The following is a 26,128-nucleotide window of genomic DNA, read 5'->3' on the forward strand; positions in this document are numbered from 1 at the left end:
GCGCCGCACGTGGAACCGGCCTGGATCGCGCTGGCGCTGTCGCTGAAGGTCGCGGGCTGGGCGACGGCGCTCAATCTGGTGCTGGGCGTGGCGGCCGGTTTCGCGCTGGCGCGCCTGCGCTTTCCGGGGCGGGAGCTGCTGGACGCGGTGTTGACGCTGCCGATGGTGCTGCCGCCGACGGTGCTCGGGTACTACCTGCTGGTGGTGATCGGCAAGCGCGGCTGGCTCGGCGCGTGGCTGTGGGACCGCTTCGGCATCAATCTGATCTTCACGTGGCAGGGGGCGGTGATCGCGGCGACCATCGTCGCGTTTCCGCTGGTGATGAGGTCGGCACGCGCGGCCTTCGAGGGGGTGGACCCGCAGCTCGAGCGCGCCGCGCGCGTGCTGGGTCTGGGCGAATGGGCGCTGTTCTTCCGCGTCACGCTGCCGATGGCCTGGCGCGGCGTGCTGGCGGGCGTGCTGCTGGCCTTCGCGCGCGCGCTGGGCGAGTTCGGCGCGACGCTGATGGTGGCGGGCAGCATCCCTGGCAAGACGCAGACGCTGTCCGTCGCGGTCTACGAGGCGGTGCAGGCGGGTCAGGACGACACCGCCAATCTGCTGGTGCTGATCGTCTCGGTGACCTGCGTCGTGGTGCTGCTGGCGGCTGGGCGGCTGGCCGGGCCGAGGTCCGTGCGATGAGCTTCGAAGTCCGCATCCGCAAGCATGTCGAGGGCGGCGGGCGCCGCTTCGAGCTGTCGGTCGCTTTCGCCACCGATGCGCGGCGCACGGTGGTGCATGGGCCGTCGGGGGCGGGCAAGAGCCTGACGCTGCAGGCGATCGCCGGTCTGCTGAAGCCGGACGAGGGCACGATCCGTATCGACGGCAAGCCGGTGTTCGACAGCGCGTCGCGCATCGACGTGCCGGCGCGGCAGCGTGGGCTGGGCTATCTCTTCCAGGACTACGCGCTGTTCCCGCAGCTGACGGTACGGCAGAACATTGCATTCGCGCTGAAGCGGGGCTGGCTGAACCCGTCGCGCCACGATGGTGGCGAGGCGGTGGACCGATGGATCCAGGCCTTCGAACTGGAGCGGGTGGCGCAGCAGCGGCCGCACCAGCTGTCGGGCGGCCAGCGCCAGCGCACGGCGCTGGCGCGCGCGCTCGTCAACGAGCCGCGCGCGCTGCTGCTCGACGAGCCGTTCTCGGCGCTCGATCCCGAGCTGCGCGGCCGTATGCGGACCGAGCTCGACATGCTGCTCGAGCGCGTCGGCATTCCGATGCTGATGATTTCCCACGACCCCGAGGACGTGGCGAGATTCGGGGATCGGAGGATACTGCTGCGCGATGGGACCGTGCACGCGGAATCTTGAATCGATTTCCGCCAGCGCCTTCAGGAGGAATCAGCCACCCGATGGGTGGCTGACTTCTTTTCGGTGGATGGCGAATGAATTGGCACCCACACGAAATATCCGACTCACCCCACCGATTGGTGTCACGGAACTGCTGAAAATAGGTGGGGTCGAGAGGCTGTATTCAATAAAGCGATCGCTTTCAATCTCTGGTCCTCACACCTCAGAGGGGGTTTTCTCTGTGCGCCGCTGGAGCGAAGAATTGGCGGTCCACAGGCCCTCTCGATTCAAAAGTTGAATGAACGGATTCGCCCGCATTCGCTGGTCTTCCATCGCCGGGGCGGTTTTCTTCTCGGCTTTCGTCCTGGCCCTTTCCCGATTCTGGGTTCCTGAAGAAATTCGGCAGGTGCTGAAAGCCGCTTTACTAGCCCTCACCGCAGCCGTGCTGGTGTCCCGTTACGCCGTGGGATTTCAAGGCGGGATCGCGCGCTTTCAAGCGTCCCGCGCGTCGTCTCGGGGCTGGATTTGGAGCGCGATGTCGATTCAACCGGTCGAGGTCTTTGGCGCGCAGCGTTTCGTGGCAACGCTCGTCCTTGGATTCCTGCGGCAACTGGCCGGGCGAGCGGCGCCGGAACCGCCGCAGGGCGAGGCATTCCGCTATTGGCGAACCAGCACCTACCCTGCCGCGGCCGTCGTGCTGGCAATCTGCCTCGTGATCGAACTGCCCGTCGGAGCCCTTCTGATGAAGGGACTCGGCATGGCCGAGGCCAAGCGCGAGTTGCTGCATGAGGCGCTGCTCGTGCTGACCACATGGGTCTTCGTGCTGGGTATCGGGGACAGGTACTGGCTGAAGGCCGGCGCGCACGTGCTCGATGCGGCCCACCTGCATCTGCAACTCGGCGCTTGCGTGCGCGGCGCGGTCCCGTTGCGGCTTGTGACGGGAGCCCTCGTGCAGCCTCGAAGAGCGAAAGGGCGTTCATCACTCGGCAAGGAACGCATCCTGGAAGTGAGTCCGCTTGATTCGCCGAATCTGCGCCTGCTCCTCGCGCCCGAGGCCCTCTCGAACGTCCGGGTGCGGGGCGCCCCGGTCCCGGACCCCGTCGAGGTCCTGGATCTGCGCGTCGACGAGCCCGAGCGGCTGCTCGCAGCGCTGGCCGCTCGCGGCGTACCAGCCGGCGCCAGCCGCTCCTGACGCTGGTTGTCGCCCGCACCCCGAGAATGGGGCGTCAAGGAGGGCGACGACATGCGGGACAGCAGCGCGGACCAGGTCAGCCATTGCGACCTCGTCATGAAGGGCGGCGTCACCAGCGGCGTGATCTATCCCAGGCTGGTGGCCGGGCTGTCCGCACGCTACGAGTTCAAGAACATCGGCGGCACCTCGGCCGGTGCGATCGCCGCAGGCGCCAGCGCCGCCGCGGAGTACGGACGCCAGCGCGGCCATGCCGGCGCCTTCGACATGCTGGCGAAGCTGCCGGAGGAACTCGGCGCCGATGTGCCGCGGGGCAGGCGTTCATCAGGGCGCAGCCGGCTGCTCACGCTGTTTCAACCCGTGCCCGCGCTGCGGCGGCATTTCGAGGTGCTCACGCGCGCGCTCGGCAAGCCGCCGGCCGAGGCGGCGGCGGCCGTCATCGGCGGCATGGCCGCGATGCACTGGCTGGCCGGGCTCGCGATCGCGGTGATCGGCGTGCTGCTGTTGCTGCCATCGGCGCGTCTGCTCGCGCCCGAGGCCGGCCTCGCGCCCTGGCAGGTCGCGGCCACCGTGGCAGGCATGGCCTTGACGGCCGCCCTCGTCGCGGCGGCCGCGGTCGCGACAGCGGCCGTGCTCTTCGCGCGCGGGCTGCTCAGAGGCCTCAAGGACAACGGCTATGGCCTGTGTAGCGGCCTGACCCAGCGCGCGCAGGCGGAGCAGGGCGGCCAGACGGCGCTCACCGATTGGCTGCATGGCTACTTCAACGCGCTGGCGGGCAAGAGCATCGACGGCCCGCCGCTGAGCTTCGGCGATCTGTGGGGGCCCGACCCGACCACCCGGCGCATCAACCTCGAGGTGATGACCAGCGCCGTCAGCCAGCACATGGTCTACAGCATCCCGTTCCGGCCCGGGACGCCGATGTTCTATTACGACCCGATCGAATGGGCCGCGCTCTTCCCGCCCGCCGTGATGACGGCGCTCGCGGCCGCGTTCCCGGGCGAGGGCGAAGGCCCGGCGATCGTCAGCGCGCAGGGCAGGGCGCTGAAGCCGCTGCCCAGGCATGGCGAGCTGCCGGTGGTCGTCGCGATCCGGATGAGCCTCAGCTTCCCGATCCTGTTGTCGGCGGTGCCGCTGTACGCGGTGGACTGGTCGCGTACCGGGAACCAGGCCATCCAGGCCGCCTTCCGCGCCGCCACCACGGCCGGCGAGCGCCGCGCGCTGAGCCTGCGCGCAACGCGCATCTGGTTCTCCGACGGCGGCATCGGCAGCAACATGCCGCTGCACATGTTCGACGCGATGCTGCCGCGTCATCCGACCTTCGCCGTCAACCTGAAGCCGCCGCATCCCGACCACGCCATCCGGCGCGATGCGCCCGGCAACGACGGCGGCCGCCTCTATCTGGCCGAGGACGACCGCGGCGGCCGCCTGCGCTACTGGCCCGAGCCCGACCTCGTCGCCGGCTGGGAGCAGCGCGGCGCCGCCGCCAGCGAGAAGACGCCGCTGGCCGGACTCGCCGGATTCCTGCGCAGCATCGTCGGCACGATGCAGAACTGGCGCGACGAGATCCAGTTCCCCACGCCCGCCTTCCGCGATCGCATCGTCCAGATCAGCTTGAAGCCGGACGAGGGCGGATTGAACCTGTCGATGGCGGCGGGCACGATCTCGACGCTCGCCGATGCCGGCGCGATGGCGGCGCAGCGCCTGATCGCGCGCTTCCATCCGGCCGGCGCGCAGGCCGGCGCGGGCTGGGAAAGCCATCGCCGCGCGCGGCTCACGACTTTCCTGGGCGTGATGCAGCCGGCGACGGCGGCGCTCGCGCCGGCAACTGGCACGGCCGCCGCGGCCGACTGGCTGATGCTGCTCGACGACGACACGCGCTATGAGCGCTCCTCGGCGATGCGGGACGAAGCGACGCGCTTTCTCACCGGCCTCTTCGCCATCGGCGCGGCGACGCCGCTGAAGCAGGCCGGGCAGGCGCGGACGCTGGACGTCGGGTCGCTCAAGCCGATTCCCGAGCTGCGCTTCGTGCCTCGGATCTGAAGATGGCGTGAGGGCCGCGTGAGCGCGGCGGCAGGCGGGAACGCCGATTTCATCGGCCTTTCACCCGTTCTTGATTCCCCTTACAGCCCGATACGGGTGGGCCGGAAAACGGGTCAACGCAGACCCGGCGGGACCGTTGGCAAGACATGGCCATCTCTTTCACGAAGCCCATGCCTCACACCCTCCGCATGACCGCGCTCGCCGCGGCCGCCCTTGCCGCGCTGCTCACGGGCTGCGCCCAGCCGCGCCACACCGTCGTCAACGCCGATGTCGAATACCGCAGCGCGCCGGTCTGGGTCCCGCCCCCGCCGCCGCCCGCACCGGTCGTCAGCGTCTATGTCGAGCCGCCGCTGGTTCAGCCCGAACCCGTGTTCGTCGACGTCGCGCCGCCGCCGATGCTGGTCGAGGTGCCGCCGCCGCAGCCCTATCCGGGCGCCGTCTGGACCGGCGGCTACTGGGGCTGGCAAGGCCGCTGGGTATGGTGCGCGGGCCGCTGGAGCTCGCCGCCGCGGCCGGACTACGTCTGGGTCCAACCCTATTACGAGCACCGCGACGGGGCGGTCGTGTTCGTGTCCGGCTTCTGGGCCGCGCATGGCGTGGCCTTCGTGCCGCCGCCCCCGAGCCTGCACCTGTCGGTCGAGATCGCCATCGGCGGCGGCGCCCGGCCGGTCGGCCCGATGGGCGTGTTCGTGCCGCCGCCGCCCGGATCGCGCGCCGGCCTGATCGTGCCGGCGCCGATCGGCACGCCGCCCGCGGTGGTCGTCAGCGCGCCGCCGGTCACCAACATCGGCATGCGCATCCAGCACAACAACACGACGATCAACAACGTTGATTCGCACAACACGACCATCAACAACGTCGACGTGCACAACACGACGAACGTCGCCAACGTCCACAACGTCACCAACAACGTGACCAACAACGTCACGAACATCACCAACGTGACGATCGTCGCGCCCGCCGGGGCGACCGCGAACGGCAAGCCCTTCCAGGGCAACGTGCCGGCGGCGGCGCACCTGGCCGCGGCGATGCCGGCCGTCGTCCATGCCCAGGCACCCGTGCCCGCGAGCGCGACGCCGATTCCCGCCTACACGCCGGGACACCCCGCCGCCTTGCCGGCGGCGCAGATGACTCGCGTCCAGGGCGGACCGCCTCAGCCCGCGATGACACCGCCGCAGCGGCCAGCACCGGACATGGCGCGGGAACAGGCCCGAGAGCAGCAGGCGCGTGATCAACAAATGCGTGATCAACAGGTGCGCGATCAACAGACGCGCGACCAGCAGGCGCGAGATCAGCAGGCGCGAGATCAGCGGATGCACGAGCAGCAGATGCATGAGCAACAGATGCATGAGCAGCAAGCCCGTGAGCAGCAGCTGCGCGATCAGCAGGCGCATGAGCAGCAAGCGCGCGAGCAGGCGCGCCAGCAACAGTTCCGGGATCAGCAAGCGCGGGATCAGCAGGCCCGTGACCAGCAAGCCCGCGAACAGGCTGCGCAGGAGCGGGCTCGCGCCGCGGCGGCCGAGCGCCCGCATGGCCGCGACCCGCGCGACGAACGCGAGGCCCAGCATCAGCGCGAGGAACGTCAGGCTCAGCAAGGCCGCGAGGGTGCCGCGCCCCCGCGCCGTCCTGCCGCCAGCGCCGCCCAGGCGCACCCCGGCCACCGCCCCGACGAGCGCAAGCCGGACGAACGCCGCGAGGAGGAGAAGGAGCGCGAACGCGCCCGCCAGCCGCAGCAGTGAGGCGGGCCGCCGCGGGCACCGCTTCCGAGGGGGCGGTGCTGGCGGCGAGCCGGAGGCCGTGACAACATCCTCGGACGCGCTGGGGCTCGATCTCCCTTCGGGCCCGCGCCCGAGGAGACACAACCATGAAGTCCAATCTGTCCGCCCGAGGGTCCATCGGACGGCGCCTGGCGCTCGTGCAGGCTGGGGTGCTGGTGATCGCGCTGATCGGATCGGCGCTGGGGTACTGGGGCTTGAGCCGCGTCGCGGCGCGCACCGCCGCGATGTACGACGACGCCATCGTCACCGAGCGCGTCGCCTCCGACTGGTTCCGCAACGTGTTCAACGGCGTCACGCGCACGACCGCCATCGCCGTCAGCGCGGACCCGGCCCTCGCGACCTTCTTCGCGCCGGCTGCCGCCGAGTCGACGAAGATCTCCACCGAGCTGCAGGAGAAGCTCGACAAGCTGCTGACCACGCCCGAAGAGCGCGCGCAGTTCGATCGGATCGCGGCGCTGCGCAAGAACTACCTGACGCTGCGCGACAGCATCACCGAAGCGAAGAAGCAGGGCGACATGGCGCGCGCCAGGCAGATCTTCGACGAGCGCTTCCAGGCCGCGGCGCAGGACTACAAGGAGGGCATCCGCCAGGTCGTGCAGCAGCAGCGCGACCAGCTGGACGCGGTGATGAAGTCGCTCGCGGAGACCAATCAGCGCGCGCGCGTCGCGCTGGTGGTCTTCGGTCTCGTGGCGCTGGTGGCGGGCGGCGCGCTGGCGCTGTGGCTGACGCGCTCGATCACCCGGCCGCTGGGCCAGGCCGCGGAGGTGGCCGATGCGATCGCGCGCTTCGACCTGACGGCGCGCATCCAGGGCGGCGGCAACGACGAGACGGGGCAGCTGCTGCGCTCGCTGGACACGATGCAGGGCGCGCTGCTGCAGCTCATCGGCGAGGTGCGCGGCTCCACGGACAGCATCGGCACGGCCAGCGCGGAGATCGCCAGCGGCAACATGGACCTGTCGGCCCGGACCGAGCAGACGGCGTCCAACCTGCAGCAGGCGGCGGCCTCGCTGACGCAGCTCACCGGCACGGTGCGCCAGACCGCGGACGCGGCGCTGACGGCGAACCAGCTGGCGAGTTCGGCGGCGGAGACCGCGCAGCGCGGCGGCACGGTGATGGGCCAGGTGGTGGCGACGATGGGCGAGATCAGCGACAGCTCGCGGCGCATCGCGGACATCATCGGCGTGATCGACGGGATCGCCTTCCAGACCAACATCCTGGCGCTGAACGCGGCGGTCGAAGCCGCGCGGGCGGGGGAGCAGGGGCGCGGTTTCGCCGTGGTGGCGGGGGAGGTGCGCTCGCTGGCGCAGCGCAGCGCGGCGGCGGCCAAGGAGATCAAGGGGCTGATCGCGACGAGCGTGGACCGGGTGGAATCGGGCTCGCGGCTGGTGAGCGATGCCGGCACGACGATGACGGACATCGTCACCAGCGTGCAGCGGGTGACGGACATCATTGCCGAGATCCGGGCGGCGTCGCAGGAGCAGAGCGACGGCATCAACCAGGTCAACGCGGCGGTGGGGCACCTGGACCAGATGACGCAGCAGAACGCCGCGCTGGTCGAGCAGGCCGCCTCCGCGGCGGAGAGCCTCAAGGACCAGTCGCAGCGGCTGTCGGCGGCGATCGCGGTGTTCAGGTTGGCTTGAAGCCGGCGTTTCCCCTTTGGGCAGCCGCGCCCATTCAGTAGGAGTAAGGGAGCGCGAGCCCGCTCGCGCGGGCCGTATCGAAGAGCTGACCTGCGAGCTGGTAGTCGGTCGGGTCACGGGCATCGCTCTGCGCGATGAATTCGTAGTCGTTGTCCTCCGCGTCCCGATAGAAGAATGTGAATTGCGTGCAGGAGTCGCGCGCGTTCATGGCGTACAGGAGCTTGGCGGAGAAGTCGGGCCCGGTGCAGAAGACGGCGTCGTAGTAGTCGTATCGCCAGACCAGCTCGCCGGACTCCGTCCGCTGGGTGAGTTGGGACACGAAGCGTCGAATCTTTTCAGGAAACATCGGAGGCCGTCCTTCCGGAGATGAGTTTTTCGAGGTCGCGCTTCACCTTCAGGGTGCGCTGCTGTATGTCGGAGGTGGTGCGCCTGGACAAAGCGGCACTTCGCTCGCAGGAGCGAAAGGCGTCCCGCAAACAGGCCTCCAGTTCGGCGAGCTCCACGGACAGCGCGTCCGCATCAGGTCCTGAGAGCATCGCTCGCAGGTAGGCCCTGCGTGTCTGATGAACACATTGCAAGGCGGTCTCGCGGCGGTTGTCCATCAGGTCATCGTTGATCCTGTCGACCAGCATCAGGCACTCGCTGAGAAGTGCCGCGAGGTCGATCTTCCGGGCTTGGGCCAGCAAGGCGCGCGCTTCGGCGCGGATGCCCTTCGAAATGCCGATCGCATGCAGCACCTCCGACACGGTGATCAGCAATCCGATGAAGGTGGCGACGCCGCCGATGTAACTGAACCGGTCAAAGCTGTCCTTGTCCGAGAGGACTTCGACGCGATAGTGGTAGGCGGCCGCCACGATGCAGACGCTCGCCAATCCGTAGACAAACCGGATCCAGTTCTCCCTCAGCAAGTCCATTTCCCGACCTCCATGGCGATAGCAAGCTCGCGTGCGATGTCCCGTTGCGGCCCCATCGTCGAGCGCAGAGCTGAGGCACTCTAGGCATTTGGCTTCGCGCATCAATCGCACAAATGACGGCATTCGAATGAGCGAATCTGCGATTTCTCTCCCCCAACGGAGGGCTCCGCGGTGGTCCCCCTGGGCGCGCCGACATGAACCGCAGATGAACAGCGCCGGTGTCGCGGCCAGGCTTTCTAGAATCGCGCCGCATGTACCGACTCCGCCTGACGCTGGCCCTGGCCGCCATGCTGGCGCTGGTCTGCGCGCAGGCGGCCTTCGTCCATTGGGGCGCCATCCGCGTCGACAGCTATGCCGCCCACAGCCGCCTGACCAGCGACCTGCTCTCCGAGCTGCTCGACCTGTCCGCCAACAAGCAGCGCCTGCGCAACTGGGCCGCCCAGCAGGTCATGGGCGCCGGCGCCCAGGACGCCACGCGCGAACGCCTGCTCGACGCCATGGACGCCAGCGCCCGGCGGCTGGCGCAGATGTCGCGGCGCCACCTCGAGTCCTGGCAGGAGATCTCCGCGCGCGATGGCGGCGCCATCCCCGACGGGGTCACACGCCTGGTCGACATCAGCGATCTGCTCGGCGCCCACATCGCGCAGCTGCGCAGCCAGCTGCGCCAGCTCCAGCCCCATGCCGACGGCACCGGCTTCGACGCGGTCTGGCGCGAACTCAACCAGGTCTTCGACATGGCCCACGGCCGCGATCTGCGCGACCTGCTCAATGGCGCCATCGAGGGCCAGCGCCGCGCCGTGCCCATCGCCCGCGCGGCCACCGAGGACGGCATCCGCCGCCTGCGCCTGAGAGCGGTGGTGATGGTGGGCCTGACCTTCGTGCTGGCCACCGGCCTGTACCTGCACCTGAGCCGGCGGCTCAAGCGGCCGCTCGACGCGCTGCTCGAAGGCACCCAGGCGCTGCAGGCCGGACGGCTCGAACATCGCATCCCCGTCCGGTCGAGCGACGAGTTCGGCCGCGTCGCCGCGCACTTCAACGCGATGGCGCACGAGCTCCAGCTGCATCGCGAGGCCGCCGAGGCGGTGCGCCGTCAACTCGAGGAACAAGTGCGCGCGCGCACCCACGAACTCGAGGAGGCGCATCAGCGGCTGCAGCGGCTGGACCAGCGCCGGCGGCAGCTCTTCGCCGACCTGGGTCATGAACTGCGCACGCCGGCCACCGTGATCCGCGGCGAGGCCGACATCGCGCTGCGCGCCGCCGCGCTGCCGGCGCAGGACTACCGGCTCGCGCTCGGCCGCATCGTCTCGGCGGTGAAGCAGCTCACCGGGCTCGTCGACGACCTGATGCTGGTCGCGCGGGCCGAAGCCGATGAGCTCGACATCGCGCCGCAGCGCGTCGCGCTCGCCACGCTGATGGAGGAGGCGATCGCGCAGGCCCAGACCCTGGCCGCCACGCACCGGCAGCGGATCGAGGCGGCCCCCATTCCCGACGGCCTGGAGATCCACGCCGATCCGATCCGCCTGCGCCAGGCGCTGCTCATCGTCATCGACAACGCGATCCGCTACTCGCGCCCGCAGGGCACCGTGCGCGTGGCCTGGGACCTGCGCGGCGACGACATCGCGCTGAGCGTGCGCGACGAAGGCATCGGCATCGCGCCGGAGGAGATCAGCCAGGTCTTCGAGCGCTTCGTCCGCGGCCAGCGCGCGCGCCGGCACCGCGCCGACGGCACCGGCATCGGCCTGTCCATCGCCAAGGCGATCCTCGACGCGCATGGCGGCCACATCGAGATCGACAGCCGCGTCGACATCGGCACCACCGTGCGCCTGCTGCTGCCGTTCTCCCAGCCCGCCTGACACTTCGCCCCCCCGACCTCCACGTCGTTCCGAGCTCCCCCAATGAACCGACACCTGCTCGTCATCGAGGACGATCCCCGCATCGCCGACTTCCTCTCGCGCGGCCTGACCGCCGAGGGCTTCACGGTGGAGGTCGCCGCGACCGGCCCCGACGGCCTCGCGCGCGTGCGCGGCGGGGACCACGGGCTGGTCATCCTCGACCTGATGCTGCCGGGGCTCAACGGCCTGGACCTGTGCCAGACCGTGCGCGCCGAGGGCTGTCACGTGCCCATCCTGATGCTGACCGCGATGGACAGCACCGGCGACAAGGTCCGCGGCCTGCGCCTGGGCGCCGACGACTACCTGACCAAGCCTTTCGACTTCGAGGAGCTGCTGGCCCGCATCGTCGCGCTGCAGCGGCGCGGCCGCGAGCAGCGCGTCGAGGCGGCCACGCTCCAGGTCGCGGACCTGGTGCTCGACCGCGAACGGATGCAGGCCAGCCGCGCCGGGCGGCCGCTGACGCTGACCGCCAAGGAACTCGCTTTCCTGGAGCTGCTGATGAGCGCGCCCGGCCGGCTCTTCAGCCGCGAGCGCATCCTGTCCAACGTCTGGGGCGTCAACGTCGATCCGCTGACCAACATCGTCGACGTCTACGTGCGCCGGCTGCGCGCCAAGATCGACGAGGGGCACGGCCTGCCCCTGCTCAAGACGGTGCGGGGACTGGGCTACCGGCTCGACGACGCTCCGGCTTGACCGGCTTGATCTGACGCCGGCGGCGCTGTTCATCCTCGGTTCATCTGGCGCTCATCGGCAGTTCATCACGTTCGACGCGCCGGTTCATGCGCGCTTTCCAGAATCGATCACACACAAGAAGCACCTCTTGTGCGGCGCCCTCAGGCGCCTTCGTCAACGATTGAACTGGAACCCGACCATGACTGCTTCCGTCCGCTCCGGCGAACTCTCCACCACCATCGGCCGCCGCGCCCTCGGTGGCGCGCTGGCCGCGATCGCCCTTGCCGCCGCCGCGCCGGCCTTCGCGCAGGACCGCGTCGCCGCGGGCCCTGCGCAGTGCGCGGCCGCGGACAGGGCGCAGATCGCCGCGCTCTTCGACCGCTGGAACGCGTCGCTCGCGACCAAGGATCCGGACAAGGTCGTCGCCAACTACGCCGCCGACGCGGTGCTGCTGCCCACGGTCACCAACGAGCCGCGCACCTCGCCCGCCGAGATCCGCGACTACTTCGTCAAGTTCCTGAAGAACAGCCCGCAAGGCACCATCGACAAGCGCACGATCAAGCTGGGCTGCAACGTCGCGCAGGACGTCGGCACCTACACCTTCCGCTTCGACAACGGCAACGTGGTCAAGGCGCGCTACACCTATGTGTACGAATGGAAGAACGGCCAGTGGCTGATCGCCCATCACCACTCCTCGGCGATGCCCGAGTCGAAGTGACGTCCCGCCATTGACGGCGGCCGGTGGGGACCCAGGTCCTCATCGCCGCCGAGGCTGGAAAGACAGAAGCCGGTTGCCACACGTGACAAATTCGCCCTGCCGCAGCCGCGAATCCGGCCTGGTTTTGCCGTTTTCCTAGGCCTCCAAGCGCATGAGCCCCCGATTTGTCCAGCCAGCTCTTGCCGTTTTTGTACAAGTCCGGACAGCGTGTGCCATTTTTGACAGGTTTCCTAAGCAATTGATCTAAAAAGGAAAATCAGGAAAAAATCTTGCCAAATCCGGAGTTGCTCAAAAATTGAGCAACCTAAGAAGACCGCCGGCGCAGACGCGCACACGGATGGCCCAGCTGCGGCGAACCCACAGCCCCCCAAGGTACGCCCCTCCTGGGCCGCGATGGACGAGTTGGTCTGAGTCACGGTTCCAGCAGGCCGTCTTGGGCGCCATGCAGCTGAGATGCGCAACGCCTCGGGCCCGAGTGTTCGCGGTAGTGCTTCTCTGCCAGGCCCTCGTTGGAAGCGACTGCTTTCCCAAGCGAACTGCGTGGCGGGATGCGTCTGGGATTGGGGATGCGTGTCGCAAGCACTTGCCTGAGCGACCGACGATGGCGGAGGGGCCGCAACGCCAACAACCTGAAGAGTTCGGCGGCTTCATCAAGCGACAGGGGCGGATGAACTGTGAGTGTGAAGAGTTGCCCGGTCGGACCGCCGGTCGCCCAGCAGACATGGTGTCGCACGGCCTGAGAAATCAAGATGGCCAGGCCAACTTACGAACCGAGTTGCGTTACCCACCTAATCGAGGGAATTCCAGACCTTCAACTTAACACGCTCCCAAACGCTCTGAGCTATTCTCTGGCAACGAGAAGATTCGCTGGGAGGCGTATGGAATACATCACGGAGATCGTGTCGTTCATCGTTGGCGCATTGACAGGCGGCCTAGCTGTAAAGATTCACAGCACCCGAAAGTCGGACGACAGCATCAAGCAGAGCAACATCAAGGCGGGCGGTGATGTCGCGGGACGCGACATTCGGAAGTGACTCGCGATGCAACTCACGACACAGCACGGAATAAGTGCCGGAGGTGATGTTGCTGGTGGGAGCATTCATAAAACTACAAACATAATTGCTGCTCGCCAGAATCACATCGCGATCCTCTACGAAAAGTTTAGAGCCGAAGCTGAAAACATCAGCGACGCCGAAAAGCATTTCATTGAAGACTTGCAACACTATATTGATCGACCTGCAGCTCAAATTGTCCGCACGTTGCGTGAGAAGCTGGTCGAGTCAGGTCGAGCAGACCTAGTGGATGACGCGGAAGCTGCCAAGGAGCGCGCGATGAAGCGCATAGTGCGCTTCCAGACTTCGCAAACCGCGCAGGAAATTTTCGCTTATACGCTCGGAGAGCTTCATTCTCGGTTTAAGCATCACGTGCGACCACTGATCGCAAAGGGTGCTTCACGCGAGGTGATTGACGCAGCGGTTTATGGCGAAGTGCTTCATCCGGTCGTAAGTAGCGCTGAGCCAAGCGATCTTGGTATGAATCCTACTATGGTCGAGGCGTTTCTCTACTTCTTGGCTGGAAACTGCCACATTCGGTGGGACTGACGGATGTTAGTCTACAACCCAGTGTTCGATGCGTATCACTGCATCTTCCGCATACTCAGCATTCTCGAATTGAGCAAGACGGTCGAAGTTGACCGCATGCGTATTCTTGACTTTGCCTTGTGTTTCCCCTCGGTGGTTGCGAAGTTCAAGCTGCCAAAGGGATTCTCGGAAGTTAGAGCAGCGGCAAAAACCTATGAAAGCCCGTACCGAGAGGCCATTGGCGCGAATCGGCTGTTTCTCAGCCTTAAGCCAACACAGGACGGAGCTCTTGGCTGCCTTGCCGGAGCAGGCTTCATCACTCAGTCGGAACTGAGCGCTGGCAGGGTAACCCGGACTGCATTGAGTCTTCCTTTTGATATTGAGGTGCGCTGTCGAAGCCTGCGGGCGAGCGAAGCTCCCTTCTTCAATACTATTGCGACCAAGCTAATGGAAATTCCCCTTCTGGGTGAGGATGGGCTAAAGCATCGCAGCGGTCTTATGGAATATCGTTATGATCCAATATAAGCCCAATCTTCAGATTCGCAGGGTAAGGGTCATGGCGGGTGCCGTTTCCGCATACGATGTTTCATTTCATGAAGGCGTGAATATTATCGCTGGGCAGAACGCCTCAGGTAAGTCCACGATCATGGACTTCATTTTTTACGGCATCGGCGGAGAATCTGTACCTTGGAAGAATGAGGCGCTTCTCTGTACCGACGTGTTTGTTGAATTGTCGTTGAACTCGGTGCCGGTCACACTCAGACGGGTCGTCAACGAGGAGCGTCGAAACCCCATTCAAATATTCTGGGGAGATTTGCCCAGCGCTGATGCGGCGAGCTACTCTCACTGGGAGTCCTATCCGTATCAACGTTCCGCCTCTAAAGAAAGCTTCAGCCAAGTGTTGTTCAGGGCAATGGGGCTGCCGGAGCTGCGGGGAGAGAGTGCTTCAAATATCACCATGCATCAAATTATGCGTTTGATGTATGTGGACCAACGGACGCCGCACGACGAAATATTCAGGTCTGAGCCGTTCGATACCCAACTTACGAAGGAAACAGTAGGAAATTATCTTTGTGGGGTTTACAACGACGAGCTCTACGACGCGCAGCTTGAGTTGAAAAACGTTGACGCTCAGTTGGATAAGGCGGTCGCTCAACTGAGAAATCTTATGGTGGTGCTCGGCCGTTCCGGGCAAGCCGGTGCCAACACATTGGAGATGTTGCAGGCTGAGCAGGCCTCCGTCGAGGCAGAACTCGGTCAGGCTCACGCCGCGCTTGTTCAAGCAAAGGCTAACCGGCGCGAAGTGCCTAGCAACGCTGACGCTACAGGGGTGCGATTAGGTAAGCTGCGACTGAAATTGACGGAGCTTCAACAGCAGTTCGCCTCAAAATCAGGGGCCGTTGGGGAACTGGAGTTGGAGGAGAAAGACTCAGCACAATTCATCGCAGAACTTGAACGCCGCATTCATGCGCTGGATGATTCTGAGTCTACTAAAGCTCACTTTGGAAAGATTCAGTTCAACTTTTGCCCCTGCTGTTTTTCCAAGGTTGAGCCCATCTCTGGCGACGTCGCATGTTCTCTCTGCAAGGGGCAAGGCGATGGGGCTAGTGTTGCGTCGCAGATTCTTAGAATGAAGAATGAACTCGCGCTGCAGAAGTCCGAGTCGGTGAAGCTTCAGTCAGCGCGGGTAGAAAAGCTGAAACTTTTGCGTTCTGAAATCCCGAAGCTTCGACGTGAGCTTTCGACGGCGGAGAACGAGTTCAATACCGCGGCTGCAGAGTGGACTGCCCCTTCCGAGCAAGTCATTGAGGATTTAAGCGCGAAGATTGGTTCTCTCACCCAGCTTCTTTCGCAACTGGCCGCCAACCAGCGACTTGCCGAGATAATTGAGGAACTGCAGCGACAACGGGCGGAGCTTCAAGATCGAAAGAATGTACTGACCGAAAACATATTGCGCTGGGAGAACGCGACGGTGGATTCCAAGGCCGACGCGAACAAGAGCATCTTCGATCACCTCATTCGTCTGCTTAGAAACGACTTGCCACGACAGGACGAGTTCATCAATGCTTCTGTCGTGTCTTGGGACTTTGGTGAGAATCGAGTCGCCGTAAATGGTCAGAGGCAGTTCTCTGAGAGTTCAATGGTGATTCTCAAGCATTGCTTCCATTTGGCATTGCTGGCCGCTAGCGCGGAACACCCCTTCTTCCGGTTGCCTCGCTTCATGCTTCTTGACGGCATCGACGACGGCGGGCAAGAACTCGAGCGCTCGCATGCGCTTCAAAATGCAATTGTGGAGCTAAGCGATGTCCTGCCATCGTCCCACCAGATAATCTTCGCTACCTCGCAGATCGCACCGAATCTGGCAACGAGTTCACTGGTGGTCGGTCCCACGACGACCGTGACGAAAAAGTCTCTGGAGCTGCACTGAACTGTCAGGCGGATGTTGGTCGGAGCCGCCCGTTGCTAGGCGGAGCCCTCCTAGCAGCGGGTCAGTGTGCGTTGCCCACCAGGATGACGAACACCCCAGTCGGGCATAGCTGAAGAAGGCATCGACGGCGTTCAACGCGGCAAGTCGCAACATTGCGCTGCCCTGGTAGAGCCACGAGCGCTTCTTCCTTGCTCAAGCACCAGGTCATCACGCCGCCGAACCTGACGGGCCCTGCGTAGAGCTCGAGCTCCTCGTCCAAGTCTGCGTGAATGAGCTTCTCCTCGGTGCTCATCACATCCCAGATGTCGTCGTCCGAAGCGGCGCTCATGATGTCGAGCCACCCATCAAGGTCAACTGCGGGTCGGTCGAGCTTCAGCATTTGTTCGGTTGCCAGCTTGATGAGCTCCGCCGGCCCGAGCAGCGGACGCACGTAGTTCAGCATCGAGACCAGACTGGCGTCAGAACTCATCTTGACCAGCGCGCGAGCGTGGCCGAGGTTGAATCGCTCGGGGGTGTCGGCGATGAGGCGGTAGATGGCGGCGGCCGGCCCGTGCCAGCTTCATAAGACGGTGTAGTGCGGGCCACGACCCATGGCTCTGGGCCGTCTCATTGGCGTAGCGAGAGCTCCGCTCAAACCGCGCAGATTTCCTCTCGAGCGCCCGGGCGAGTCACCTGCGCGGGCCGCACGCCTGATACCTCAGACAGGCCGGCCTCTCCACTCTTCAATGGGGATGAATGATTCCTCGTTGACGTCATCGAAGACGATCCAGCCCCCGCACCTGGCGCACATTGCATGAAGCTGTTGGGCCATCTTCGACGGTCAGGCGCAGTGCCCCTCGACCGAGGTCTGGCGCATGCATGGCCTCCCAAACTTCGTATTCAATGCCTTGCATCCACCCGGCTCGATAGCACCGCTCCGAGACTCGGGAGATGACGTCAGCAAGGTCGCGCTGTTCTTGCGTAAGGTCTTGAAGGGCCACGGTTCACTCCTCTGTATGTTCTCGACGCAGTCAACTCGGACAGCGTCGAGAACACGATAGAAGATGGGTAGCTCATGGAGTGAGCTATTCGTCTGCGGCAGCGCTCAAGCTACCCTCGGGGGGCTCTTTGGCAACGGCGAGGGCCCCGCTACGATGGTCATCCAACTCTGTTGAAAGCTCTGATCTTGACCGTCGATGTTTCCCGGCTCTCATTCGCCGAACTCACCGCGCTGCGCGCGCAGCTGGACCAGCAGATCGCTGAAAAGCGATCCGAAGAGCTGAAAGTGCTGACGGACGGGTTCGTCAAGAAGCTCGAAGCCGCTGGCTTCACGGCCGACGAGGGCATGCAAGCCCTTCGTCCCTACCTGGCGGGGACTGGTCGCAAGGCTGACCAGGGCGCCGCGGCGCCGGTGCTCTACCGCGACCCCAGCGTCCCGACGAACACGTGGTCTGGCCGAGGACGCGCTCCTCGCTGGCTGCAGGACTACATCGCTGCAGGTCGCAGCAAAGACGAGTTCAAGGCCTGAGCTGCAACCGAGCCGCCTCGGCTTCAGCAGGCCACAGTTGGTCATGAGCTCGGTGACCCCGCTGCGCAGCGCATCTTCATGTACCGCTCGCGCGCTACCAGCGAATGCCTGCCACGAAACCTTCAAAGTCGGCCATGTTCTGCTGAGCCGAGGCGACGTCGTGACCAACGAGCCCCGTGGTCACGTATGGTGATTTATCACCCTCGGTAGCCAGGGACTGTTCAAGCTTCCTCAAGATCGCTGCACGGGATTCGTGCTGCCAGCAGAAGCAGCCCGGCGGCACGAAGTAGCGGTCGCGTTGTCGGTTCACGCGCGAGCCGATGTACAGCCCCATCAGCACCTCGAACTCATTGAAGCGCGTCGTCAGGTCCTCGAGGTCGTCGAAGGACGTTCCCAGATGCCTCTGGAACAATTCCAGAACGTGCTCATGTAGCGGCGTGTACCTGTCTCCTCGACCGGGCAGCGCTTTGAACTTGTCTCCTCCCAGTGACCAGAGGGACGTTGTGAGGCCGACAGGCTTGTCTTGGCCGTGACCCTGGGCAAGCCTTCCGGAGAACAGGACGCTCAGGGCGTCCAAGTTGTCCGCCTGGACGGCGCCCAAGCCGAACGAGTAGGCGAGCAGCGCGGCCGGGTAGCGACGAAGGTTGAGCCAGACATCAAAGCCGCCCTCGACCGGTTGCTTGGCCAGCCTCAGCAAGGCTTTACACCAAGCTTGCGCCTGAGTTGATTCGGACCAGTACCCAGCGTGGTATGCGACCTGTGAGAGCGTCGCGCTTGCAGCCTCGTATCGGCGAAGCCGATCAAGAAGAGCCTCGCCGTCTGGTGGCTGGCCATTCAGAGGGAAGGCGGCGCCCTTCGAGACAGCCACCACTTGGTCGACCTCTCGACGAATCAGGTCGTTCAGAGCAATGCGGTGCTTCGGCTCGGAGAGGTATCGCTTCAGTGCGCTGACGGCTGCGGCTGAAGAAAGCGGATGGGGCGCGGCGAAGTCCTCGAGCGACTGAACTTGCTCCGCCAGGCTCTCGAAGAAGCTGTCTGCGTCTGGTGAACGGATCAAGATGCCTGCGCGACGTGCGATGAGGTCTGCGGCCTTGTCGCTGGGATCGCCGCGGCTCGACCAATAGGTTGAGAAGCGGCGGTTCGGTGCGCGCGTGATTGCCGCTCGCAACGCCTCGTCCCAGTCTGCAGACCATCCGGAGACGATGAGCCCGAACTCGTCGAAGACTCGGTCAAGAAGCGCGTTGAAGGCTTCCGGGTATTGAGCCAGTTCCTGCGGGGTGTTCAGGATGCGCGTGTCGAGATAGTCCCCATGAACCTTGATGACCGTGCAGGCCGTGTGAACCAGGGGCATGGCGCCAGCAATCTGGTCCGCGGTGCTGAGAACCGTGGGCTGGATGCCTTCGTCCTGAAGGGCAACCTCCAGCAACCTGTCGAAGTTGGTCGTGATGACGACGCGCACATAGCCCGACTTCACCAGCCGGGCGATGGCTCGGTGAGCTTTGGTCGGTTGCTTCGTTCCCTCGTCACGCTCCTTCTCGGTCGGTTCAAAGTACGGGCGAAGAAGCTGCTGGCGCTCGGCTGGAGTCTTCGCGACTGCGTCCAACAGGACGGAGTAGTCAGGTTCTGCGCCGCTGACACCGCGGTACCAGGCCGCAGGGTCGGGTTCGCAGTCGGCGTGCTGAATGGCCGCGGCCTTGCGAACTAGCTCGATAGTCACTTCCCAGCCGGTCGGAATCTGCGCCGCTCGTGAGATGCCCGAGCCCACAAGGATGGCGTACACCCCCTTGTTTGCTTGCATCGAGAACGCCAGTGAGTTGATGGGATCAATCAAGCTTTCCTCCCAGTATTTTTGCTGTGCGGGGATGCTACCGGCCCCACTTCAGATTGCGGACCGAGCTTGGAATACGGCGGTCCAGCGGCCGGCGTCCTATCTCGAGGAACGCCATCGTCGTCGACGTGGACGATCAGCTCAGGAGCTACCCGCTCAACAGCTTGGTCGACGATGGTGGGGACGCTGCCGACGATGCGTCGCGCTGGCTGCACCGGAACCAGTTGAACCTCTAGTCCTAGCGCGGCGGCCAAGGCGACTAAGGTTTCAACCGCGGCCTGGGTCTGCCCCGAAAGCACCGACGAAACGAGCTCTTCAGGCAGACCCGCGCGCCGACCCAGCGCCCAGCTGTCCAATCCAAGGTCGTCTGCGGCCTGCGCGATGCATGCCATCAATTGCTTATCGTTCATCTAACCCTCCAAGCTCCGGCAAGCTTACGGATAGGATGGCTCACTACGTGAGCTACGTCATGGTTGCTGGCCACTGGTGTCGCGCATAACCGCCCCTTCTGCGTTTTCCACCGGATGCGCGCGGATTCCCGCGCATCCGGTGGAAAACCTTTCCAATCAAGCAGTTAGCTAACGCATGCTGGCGCGTCGCCAACGGTCGCAACCCATATTGCACCGGAACAACGGGATGGCCAGGCTAGGTCGCTCAGTCCGCGGCGGTAGTGCCAGACGAGTGTGACATCTCGGCTTCGGTGGATCGACTTTGAAGAACTTCTAAGTCATTGATTTAATTGAACTCAAGTTCAGCCAAAGCGAAAAAACAGGCACACCCCATGTATATCAGTACCTGTTATAAATAGCGCTGTGTGACAGCGACAATGGCGGACCCATGAGCGCCGAGATTTCAGCCCTGTTGGCGAAGGACGGACCGATGACCAGCGGCGCGCTTGCTGCCGCATTGGCAGCCGACCTGGGCATCACCCCGGCCACAGCCCGCAAGAGGATCGAGCGGCGCTTGGCGCCTGTCCGCGCTGTAAAGCTGGTTCTGCCGCGCGGGGCTCAGTTCTTCTACCTTGAGAGCCAGTACGGCAGCCCGAAGTTCTGGGATCGCCTCGCTGAGGCTCTGATGGAAGGAAACGGCGCCTACGCGCGCGCCATCCGGGCTCTGATTGCACGAGGCGGGATCGTTCCTGTCAGCCACTTCGCAGCCGCTGCGGGCACGTCCAATAGCCAGCGCCAGATACCCAGCGAGGAAGTCGTCAAGCGACTCGTGGACGCCGAGCTGCTGCAGATTGTGGAGATGCCTGGCCTCGGACTGTGCGTCGCCTTTGCTCGGGGCGAGCCCTACATTGATGACCGCTTCCCTGCGGTGCGGGCGCGACTCATCGCTGAGAAGGTGCTGCTGGAGTCCATTCAAGAGTGGGCTGCCAATCTTGGCCTCGGCAGCTTTCACTCCTTCAAGCTGCGCTTGTCGAGACCTGGCGACCTTCCTGCGGTCGGACCGTTCAGCTGGGACTTGTCCGCGCCGTCATTTCTGGGGCCTCTGGCCAACTGGGCCGACCCGGCAAGGCCGAAGCCTGGCTTCTTGGTGGTGGACGTTCTCTTGACCGAGGTGGTGGGCACGGCTGACATCAGTCCGTTTCTCCACAAGTGCGTCTCGCTACGGCAGTACCGCGGCGTGGGCCGCTGCTTGCAGGTCTTCGTCGCAAACCGCTATTCCAAGGAGGCGCTGAACCAAATCAGGAGGGCCGGCATCATGCCGGCCACGCCTGAAGCGCTGTTCGGAACCGAGGTTGCGAAGGCATTGCTGCTGTTGCTGCAGACGCTCACCGAAGCCGCGGACAAGGCCGTCGACCCGGTCAAGTTCAGCGAGCTGTTCGAGCGCTTGGGTAAGGCCGAAGGCGCGGTCGGCACCCTACGCGGCGCCTTGTTCGAGTACATCGTGGCCGATGTCGTGCGGCAAACCGAACCACCGTGCGACATCACGATGAATAAGATTTACCGCGAGGGCAGCAAGGACGTGGCCGAGGTCGACGTCCTGGCTATCGTCAAGAACCGCTACATCCGCTTCATCGAGTGCAAAGGCATCCTGCCGGGCAACCTGCTCAGCAACGACGAGGTCGAGAAGTGGCTGAACAAGCGCATCCCTGTCGTGCACTCGCAGACCCGCCGGGACAACGTCTTGTCGAAGCTCAGCCCTCGGTTCGAGCTATGGGTGACCGGCGACTTGACTGTGGAAGCCAAGGCCATGATTTCCGATGCTCAGGCGATGGCAGACTTGAAGGGTGTGTATTCCATCCAAGTTTTCTACGCCGCCGACATCGAACAGGAAGTCCGCTCGCTGAAGGACCTCGCTCTGCGTAAGGTGGTCGAGCAGCACTTCCTCCGCGCGCCCATGGCGTTCCCGGATGCACACATCAACCCCCTCAGCAAGCGCAGCATCCCGCAGGGCTTGCTCGGCTTCGAGGACGTGACGGCTGAGGCCGCTGCCGAGTTGACCGACACCAGCGTGCGCGCCTTGCCTGCGCCTTGACCGGCCTAAACCTGCCAAGTCTGCGCGCTATCGGAAACGGAACCGTGGCGGGCCGTGTGGGGCTGGGTCCCGGACGGCCGCCGGTCTTCGTCAGCAACCTAGCACCGCCGCGGGGCTCAATGTTCGAAGCTCATGCGCACCCGGGCGTCGAGCGTCGAGCAAGCCCGCAGCACGCGGAGGCTGGCAAGAACAAGCCGTTCATTCCGGCCAGGCTCTTGCTCGCCGTCCGGCAGAAACTTTCCACCGTGGAAGAGGTTGTTCCGGACCGTGCGCACCAGGCGAAGCACTTGCTGGGTCTGCCTCTGGTTTGGGTCGATGCTTTGGTCAGCGAAGCGCACCACCTTGTCCACAAGCACCTGCTTGCGAGGCGGGTGCTGCAGCAGATAGTCGCGCGCCTCGACCAGGCTGGCGTCGTCGAGCGCCAGGAAGGCAGCGTCGACCGTGTTGGCGAACAGGTCCCAGTTCGCGTTGACCTTCTCTTCGCCGCCCGAGGCGAAGCCACTTACCTTGAGCGCGTACTCCAGGCGTGAGAAGACTGCCTGGAACTCGACCGCGAGCTCAGGGGCGAAGTGAAGATGTCGCAGTAGGTCGTGCATGGCGATCCTCAGCTCGGCTTCTTGGGAAGTATTTCGGCCTCGCTGGTCGTTGCCCAGTCGTCCATCGAGCGCGTAACGGCGTACCAATGTTCCTGGAGCGCCGGCAAGGTCTCCGGCCGGCACCATGGTTGGTCCAGATGCTCCAGAACGTCGAACTGCGGGGTGGCCACGACTGAACCGAATCCGCCCTCGGCAAGCAGGTTCCACGAGACGAACTGGCACACACGCACGATGATCCCGAGCGCCTCGTCCACGTCGTTGTAGGTAGCGATGGGAACCGCAGAGGCGCCGGCAGAGAGGCGCTCCGCATGCGCAACGGTCTTGTCGACCATCGTGCAGACCTTCTCCACCGTCGGATGCTTCAGCTGTTGGCGCAGACGCGCAAAGACAGACATGTCGATGCGGTCCATGGGCCTACGTGCTGTCGGGGAGCCGCAGACTGCGTCGAAAGCCTCGTGAAGGCGGGCCGATGTGTCAAAGGCTTCCGGACCTGTATGGGCCACCCACACAGGACCCGAGTTGGCCGTGTACGAGGCCAGGTGGGCCTTTGCGACGGCCTCGTTGTCGAAAGGCAAGCCATCGTGGCAGACGTAGAGCTCCCGGGTGAGCAACTCTGGCCTCCGCTCGATCCGACCGATGACGTTCCAGACCGAATCCGCGTTTGGATGGGTATCGACCAGCCGTCGGATGCCGAGGGTGATGATGTTTGAGTAGCCCGCTGCGATGAGCTCCCACATCGCGCCGTTGACGCCTCGTGAGGGTTCCAGCCGCCGAGCTTCGTTCAACGTGCGGAACACCGCGGTGTACCAGCCAAGATTCAGCACCTGGTTCAGCACCGACGTGTCGGCCTCGCCCTGCAGGCGCTCCAAGCACTCGCGCCGGAAAGTTCTGTAGGCCTCAAGTGCCGGCCGGCGCACAACCGGCACATCGCATTGATCCACCGGGTACCTGTAGTCTGGTATTTGCACTTACGCAGGATAAGGGATGCTCATCCGCGGTGGCTCACCCGATCCGCCCTTTGCGAGGCGTCGAGATGTACTCAGGCGCCTTGCCTCGCGGGAAGGTCATCACGTACAACACAGACGCCTTCATCGGTTCAGCATCAGGATCGGGGTTCACCTTGAGGGTGACGCTGCGCTGCGCGTAGCTAAGGCTGATATGCATGGCCAGCAACTCGTCGATGAACCGTTGTAGCTCGTCATAGAGGTCGAGTTTGTCGGCATGGCTGTAGAGCTCGTGGGCATCACGGTAGTCGTTGATGTAGTCCGCCAGCACCGCAAACACCTCCTCCGCAGGACGGTTCATCTCGAAGCCGGGCGTCGTGAGGCCCATCTCGTGCTGTTCCACCAGGGTGGCCAACTGCCGGCCGGTCTGGAGTGGCAAGGTCTTGAGCTTCACGTGCTCTCGTTCAAAGGCAGCCTCGTCCTCGGCAATCTCTTCCGCCGTGCGAACCTTGACCGGCTTGTTCAAGGCGTCAATGTCATCGAGCTCAAGCGCCGCGGCGAGGGCGCGTCGCGTTATGGCGTCGCAGGGCTTCCCGTTCTCGACCCGCTGGACAGTCCGCGTACTTAGGCCAGCAATCTCAGCAAGCTGCTCCTGGGACCACTTGCGCACATCCCGGGCAAGTTTGATGAAGGCGCCGAGTTCTTCAGGGGTCAGCAGGCGGGGTGGATTGGCGGTTTCTTGCATGTCCGAGTCCGGTGGTTGCGATGTACCGAAGGATGCCGAAGGCACCGCCTGGCTGACACGACAGCAGGGCGACAGAGCTCTGATGCTGCTGCGATCTAACTCATGAACACGATGAACGGAGTCATCGGAGGTATCTTCACGGCAGGACCGTGCTGACGCCTGTGGTGCGTGTCCAGCCAGGAGAACCGCAGCTCCCGGCAATCATGCAGCCCTTGGAAACCGCCTGCCCTGGAGACCAGCACCGAGGTCTCAATCGTAGAGTTGGCGGCCACGTTCAACGGAAAGCGAGAACCTGACGGGAAGCCTGGAAAAGGACTATCTCCAAGGGGCTCATACCAGACATATCGAAGCGCAACCCTCTGGTCGTCCTCAGTGACGCACTCAAAGGCGGGCTCGCTCAAGCTGTCTCCCTTCGAGGATGGATTGCTGATGCGTAGTTGCACAAGATCGAACCGAGGGTCCTGGAGACTTGCCTTGACGATCCGCGCGTCGATGTCGGCGGTCGTCATCTTGGTCAGGAAATCTATCGAGCCGTTGCCAAAGGCGACAACGCCTGTGCAGATGGCGGCTGTGGCCGTTGCAAACCGCTTCCAGGTGAATCGTCGCGACCCTGGTGTCGGATCGACAGCTCGCACTGGCCCACCGCGTGACGCGCCTTTCAAGTTTTTCCCCTTCTGCACTCCGACCCCCATCGATTGATGTTGAGACGAATGCTGCCATGGGGCTCGGCGCGCCACATAGCGATGCACTTCCTGGGGGAAGACCCAGGCGACATCCGATAAGCAAGTCGCTTTTGCGCCAACGTTTTTGGCCGAGCCGATTGTTGAACCTGCCGCATGCGCCCCTCGCACCTCAGGACTCCTAGCGCAGCGGTCCGTGGAATGGGTCACACGGCATTTGTGTTTGCCACCAATAGCATTCCCGGATGACAAACGAGAACAACCAACTGGACGAGCACACGTTCCAGGTCATTGAGGGAGGCGCCACCGGGGATGGCGGCAGCCCGGATGCTCATAGGCCGCGGGTTCGCGGCTATGCGACGGCTTACGCCAACGCTGAAGAGGATCGACTACGCCAGGCGATCCTTCGCATCCGCCTGCCGAAAGTCAGGACGTCGGTCGAAGAAGCGCTGGCGGAATGGGTCAAGTTGAACGCAGACGTCCGCGACCACCGAGCAGAGCTTCGCAAGATCGACCTGGCGATGGCTCTTGAACACCTCGGCCTCATGCACAACGAAGAGCATCACGAGCCTGCGCGCTGGAACCTGGCCCGGCCCGAATGGCTGTTGGAGAGTCATCCTGAGCTGGCCGCGCTCTATCCGAACGCGCACGATCATATGGTGGTGCGTTGGGACGACCAATGACCACGAACGACAAGAAGGCAATCGCTCTGGGCCGCTTCCGCGTCATTGAAGGCGGGCCACCTGCCGCCTCCCCTACCTCGCCGCCGAAGAGGGCCATGTGGCAGAAGAAACCTCGGTTAGGTGATGCCACGTGGCAAGAGTCAGACAGCCCGCCTGCGGTGAAGGATCGTCTGCGTCGCGCGATCTTGGCCCTTCCCGTTGAAGGCACCGGCATCACAGTCGAGCAGATTCTGGACGAGTACGACGAACGCTGCGACGAAGAGACAGAGGCAGCTCTCTGCCGGGTCCTTTACCTGAAGGACCAGCTTGGAAAGCTCGGCTTCATGATCCACCTCGCTAACCCAGACCTTGAGCTGGCAAGGTGCTGCTACATGCGCCTCACCCAGCCGGAGCAGCTTCTTGCGGCTTATCCGGAACTCGAGGCGTTGAATGCGGGGAACGAGCGGTTCTTGATGATCGGGTGAGCACCCTTGAGTCGGACAGTGTGC

The 26,128-nt window shown here is 64.3% G+C and carries 26 protein-coding genes; 17 read left to right on the plus strand and 9 right to left on the minus strand.

The window, feature by feature from the left end; translation table 11 throughout:
* Nucleotides 1-9: 9 nt before the first annotated feature.
* The 6 genes from modB (at nucleotide 10) to ABDW61_RS01520 (ending at nucleotide 7,972) form a co-directional block, all read left to right on the plus strand.
* Nucleotides 10-678 (plus strand): molybdate ABC transporter permease subunit, encoded by a 669-nt coding sequence (gene modB / locus ABDW61_RS01495; RefSeq protein WP_343635485.1) that lies wholly within the window; start codon nucleotides 10-12, stop codon nucleotides 676-678.
* Nucleotides 675-1,346, plus strand: a complete 672-nt coding sequence (locus tag ABDW61_RS01500; protein WP_343635487.1) for an ATP-binding cassette domain-containing protein — start codon at nucleotides 675-677, stop codon at nucleotides 1,344-1,346. Before modB ends, ABDW61_RS01500 begins: the two co-directional genes overlap by 4 nt.
* 277 nt (nucleotides 1,347-1,623) lie before the next feature.
* Nucleotides 1,624-2,517: a hypothetical protein gene (locus ABDW61_RS01505; RefSeq protein WP_343635489.1), complete on the plus strand. Its 894-nt coding sequence runs from the start codon at nucleotides 1,624-1,626 to the stop codon at nucleotides 2,515-2,517.
* A 51-nt stretch (nucleotides 2,518-2,568) separates the two neighbouring features.
* Nucleotides 2,569-4,554 carry a hypothetical protein gene (locus ABDW61_RS01510; protein ID WP_343635491.1) on the plus strand — a complete coding sequence of 662 codons (1,986 nt, stop codon included), beginning with the start codon at nucleotides 2,569-2,571 and terminating at the stop codon, nucleotides 4,552-4,554.
* Between the two features lie 170 nt (nucleotides 4,555-4,724).
* Nucleotides 4,725-6,293 (plus strand): hypothetical protein, encoded by a 1,569-nt coding sequence (locus tag ABDW61_RS01515; protein ID WP_343635493.1) that lies wholly within the window; start codon nucleotides 4,725-4,727, stop codon nucleotides 6,291-6,293.
* Nucleotides 6,294-6,418: 125 nt separating this feature from the next.
* Entirely contained in the window at nucleotides 6,419-7,972 is a 1,554-nt protein-coding gene (locus ABDW61_RS01520; protein ID WP_343635495.1) for a methyl-accepting chemotaxis protein, read from the plus strand.
* A gap of 34 nt (nucleotides 7,973-8,006) precedes the next feature.
* Here ABDW61_RS01520 and ABDW61_RS01525 read toward each other — a convergent pair whose 3' ends face one another.
* Nucleotides 8,007-8,291 carry a hypothetical protein gene (locus ABDW61_RS01525; protein ID WP_343635497.1) on the minus strand — a complete coding sequence of 95 codons (285 nt, stop codon included), beginning with the start codon at nucleotides 8,289-8,291 and terminating at the stop codon, nucleotides 8,007-8,009.
* A gap of 16 nt (nucleotides 8,292-8,307) precedes the next feature.
* On the minus strand, nucleotides 8,308-8,886 hold the full coding sequence (locus ABDW61_RS01530) for a hypothetical protein (protein WP_343635499.1): 579 nt from the start codon (nucleotides 8,884-8,886) through the stop codon (nucleotides 8,308-8,310).
* Between the two features lie 251 nt (nucleotides 8,887-9,137).
* Between ABDW61_RS01530 and ABDW61_RS01535 the strand changes: the two genes are divergently transcribed.
* The 7 genes from ABDW61_RS01535 (at nucleotide 9,138) to ABDW61_RS01565 (ending at nucleotide 16,176) form a co-directional block, all read left to right on the plus strand.
* Complete coding sequence (locus ABDW61_RS01535) at nucleotides 9,138-10,739, plus strand: ATP-binding protein (protein WP_343635501.1); 1,602 nt, start codon at nucleotides 9,138-9,140, stop codon at nucleotides 10,737-10,739.
* Nucleotides 10,740-10,781: 42 nt separating this feature from the next.
* Nucleotides 10,782-11,471: a response regulator transcription factor gene (locus ABDW61_RS01540; RefSeq protein WP_343635503.1), complete on the plus strand. Its 690-nt coding sequence runs from the start codon at nucleotides 10,782-10,784 to the stop codon at nucleotides 11,469-11,471.
* A gap of 178 nt (nucleotides 11,472-11,649) precedes the next feature.
* Nucleotides 11,650-12,168 carry an SgcJ/EcaC family oxidoreductase gene (locus ABDW61_RS01545; RefSeq protein ID WP_343635505.1) on the plus strand — a complete coding sequence of 173 codons (519 nt, stop codon included), beginning with the start codon at nucleotides 11,650-11,652 and terminating at the stop codon, nucleotides 12,166-12,168.
* A gap of 878 nt (nucleotides 12,169-13,046) precedes the next feature.
* Nucleotides 13,047-13,202 carry a hypothetical protein gene (locus ABDW61_RS01550; RefSeq protein ID WP_343635507.1) on the plus strand — a complete coding sequence of 52 codons (156 nt, stop codon included), beginning with the start codon at nucleotides 13,047-13,049 and terminating at the stop codon, nucleotides 13,200-13,202.
* Between the two features lie 6 nt (nucleotides 13,203-13,208).
* The gene (locus ABDW61_RS01555; RefSeq protein ID WP_343635509.1) at nucleotides 13,209-13,769 is read left to right on the plus strand and encodes an ABC-three component system protein; all 561 of its coding nucleotides are present in this window, start codon (nucleotides 13,209-13,211) and stop codon (nucleotides 13,767-13,769) included.
* Nucleotides 13,770-13,772: 3 nt separating this feature from the next.
* Nucleotides 13,773-14,273, plus strand: coding sequence for an ABC-three component system middle component 5 (locus tag ABDW61_RS01560; protein ID WP_343635511.1), 501 nt, complete (start codon nucleotides 13,773-13,775; stop codon nucleotides 14,271-14,273).
* On the plus strand, nucleotides 14,260-16,176 hold the full coding sequence (locus ABDW61_RS01565; RefSeq protein ID WP_343635513.1) for an AAA family ATPase: 1,917 nt from the start codon (nucleotides 14,260-14,262) through the stop codon (nucleotides 16,174-16,176). The genes ABDW61_RS01560 and ABDW61_RS01565 overlap by 14 nt, the downstream gene beginning before the upstream one ends.
* 61 nt (nucleotides 16,177-16,237) lie before the next feature.
* Here the strand turns inward: ABDW61_RS01565 and ABDW61_RS01570 are convergent, their stop codons facing one another.
* Entirely contained in the window at nucleotides 16,238-16,645 is a 408-nt protein-coding gene (locus ABDW61_RS01570; RefSeq protein WP_343635515.1) for a hypothetical protein, read from the minus strand.
* Between the two features lie 681 nt (nucleotides 16,646-17,326).
* Here ABDW61_RS01570 and ABDW61_RS01575 point away from each other — a divergent pair.
* Nucleotides 17,327-17,683: an H-NS histone family protein gene (locus ABDW61_RS01575; RefSeq protein WP_343635517.1), complete on the plus strand. Its 357-nt coding sequence runs from the start codon at nucleotides 17,327-17,329 to the stop codon at nucleotides 17,681-17,683.
* A 94-nt stretch (nucleotides 17,684-17,777) separates the two neighbouring features.
* Here ABDW61_RS01575 and ABDW61_RS01580 read toward each other — a convergent pair whose 3' ends face one another.
* Together ABDW61_RS01580 and ABDW61_RS01585 are read right to left on the minus strand one after the other, a co-directional pair.
* On the minus strand, nucleotides 17,778-19,514 hold the full coding sequence (locus tag ABDW61_RS01580) for an SIR2 family protein (protein WP_343635519.1): 1,737 nt from the start codon (nucleotides 19,512-19,514) through the stop codon (nucleotides 17,778-17,780).
* Nucleotides 19,511-19,921: a hypothetical protein gene (locus ABDW61_RS01585; protein ID WP_343635521.1), complete on the minus strand. Its 411-nt coding sequence runs from the start codon at nucleotides 19,919-19,921 to the stop codon at nucleotides 19,511-19,513. The genes ABDW61_RS01580 and ABDW61_RS01585 overlap by 4 nt, the downstream gene beginning before the upstream one ends.
* A 427-nt stretch (nucleotides 19,922-20,348) precedes the next feature.
* On the opposite strand from ABDW61_RS01585, the gene ABDW61_RS01590 reads away from it, so the two are divergent.
* Entirely contained in the window at nucleotides 20,349-21,992 is a 1,644-nt protein-coding gene (locus tag ABDW61_RS01590) for a hypothetical protein (protein WP_343635523.1), read from the plus strand.
* A gap of 116 nt (nucleotides 21,993-22,108) precedes the next feature.
* On the opposite strand, the gene ABDW61_RS01595 is transcribed toward ABDW61_RS01590, so the two are convergent.
* From ABDW61_RS01595 to ABDW61_RS01610, 4 genes are all read right to left on the minus strand, one after another.
* Entirely contained in the window at nucleotides 22,109-22,588 is a 480-nt protein-coding gene (locus ABDW61_RS01595) for a hypothetical protein (RefSeq protein ID WP_343635525.1), read from the minus strand.
* A gap of 8 nt (nucleotides 22,589-22,596) precedes the next feature.
* Nucleotides 22,597-23,457 carry a hypothetical protein gene (locus ABDW61_RS01600; RefSeq protein WP_343635527.1) on the minus strand — a complete coding sequence of 287 codons (861 nt, stop codon included), beginning with the start codon at nucleotides 23,455-23,457 and terminating at the stop codon, nucleotides 22,597-22,599.
* A gap of 133 nt (nucleotides 23,458-23,590) precedes the next feature.
* Nucleotides 23,591-24,277 carry a helix-turn-helix transcriptional regulator gene (locus ABDW61_RS01605; RefSeq protein ID WP_343635529.1) on the minus strand — a complete coding sequence of 229 codons (687 nt, stop codon included), beginning with the start codon at nucleotides 24,275-24,277 and terminating at the stop codon, nucleotides 23,591-23,593.
* 95 nt (nucleotides 24,278-24,372) lie between these two features.
* Nucleotides 24,373-24,786, minus strand: coding sequence for a hypothetical protein (locus ABDW61_RS01610; protein ID WP_343635531.1), 414 nt, complete (start codon nucleotides 24,784-24,786; stop codon nucleotides 24,373-24,375).
* 416 nt (nucleotides 24,787-25,202) lie between these two features.
* Between ABDW61_RS01610 and ABDW61_RS01615 the strand changes: the two genes are divergently transcribed.
* Both ABDW61_RS01615 and ABDW61_RS01620 read left to right on the plus strand, forming a co-directional pair.
* On the plus strand, nucleotides 25,203-25,640 hold the full coding sequence (locus tag ABDW61_RS01615) for a hypothetical protein (protein WP_343635533.1): 438 nt from the start codon (nucleotides 25,203-25,205) through the stop codon (nucleotides 25,638-25,640).
* On the plus strand, nucleotides 25,637-26,104 hold the full coding sequence (locus ABDW61_RS01620; RefSeq protein ID WP_343635535.1) for a hypothetical protein: 468 nt from the start codon (nucleotides 25,637-25,639) through the stop codon (nucleotides 26,102-26,104). Before ABDW61_RS01615 ends, ABDW61_RS01620 begins: the two co-directional genes overlap by 4 nt.
* Nucleotides 26,105-26,128 lie beyond the last annotated feature (24 nt).

The sequence above is a fragment of the Roseateles sp. genome (genome assembly GCF_039595595.1).
Taxonomy (GTDB): Bacteria; Pseudomonadota; Gammaproteobacteria; order Burkholderiales; family Burkholderiaceae_C; genus Roseateles.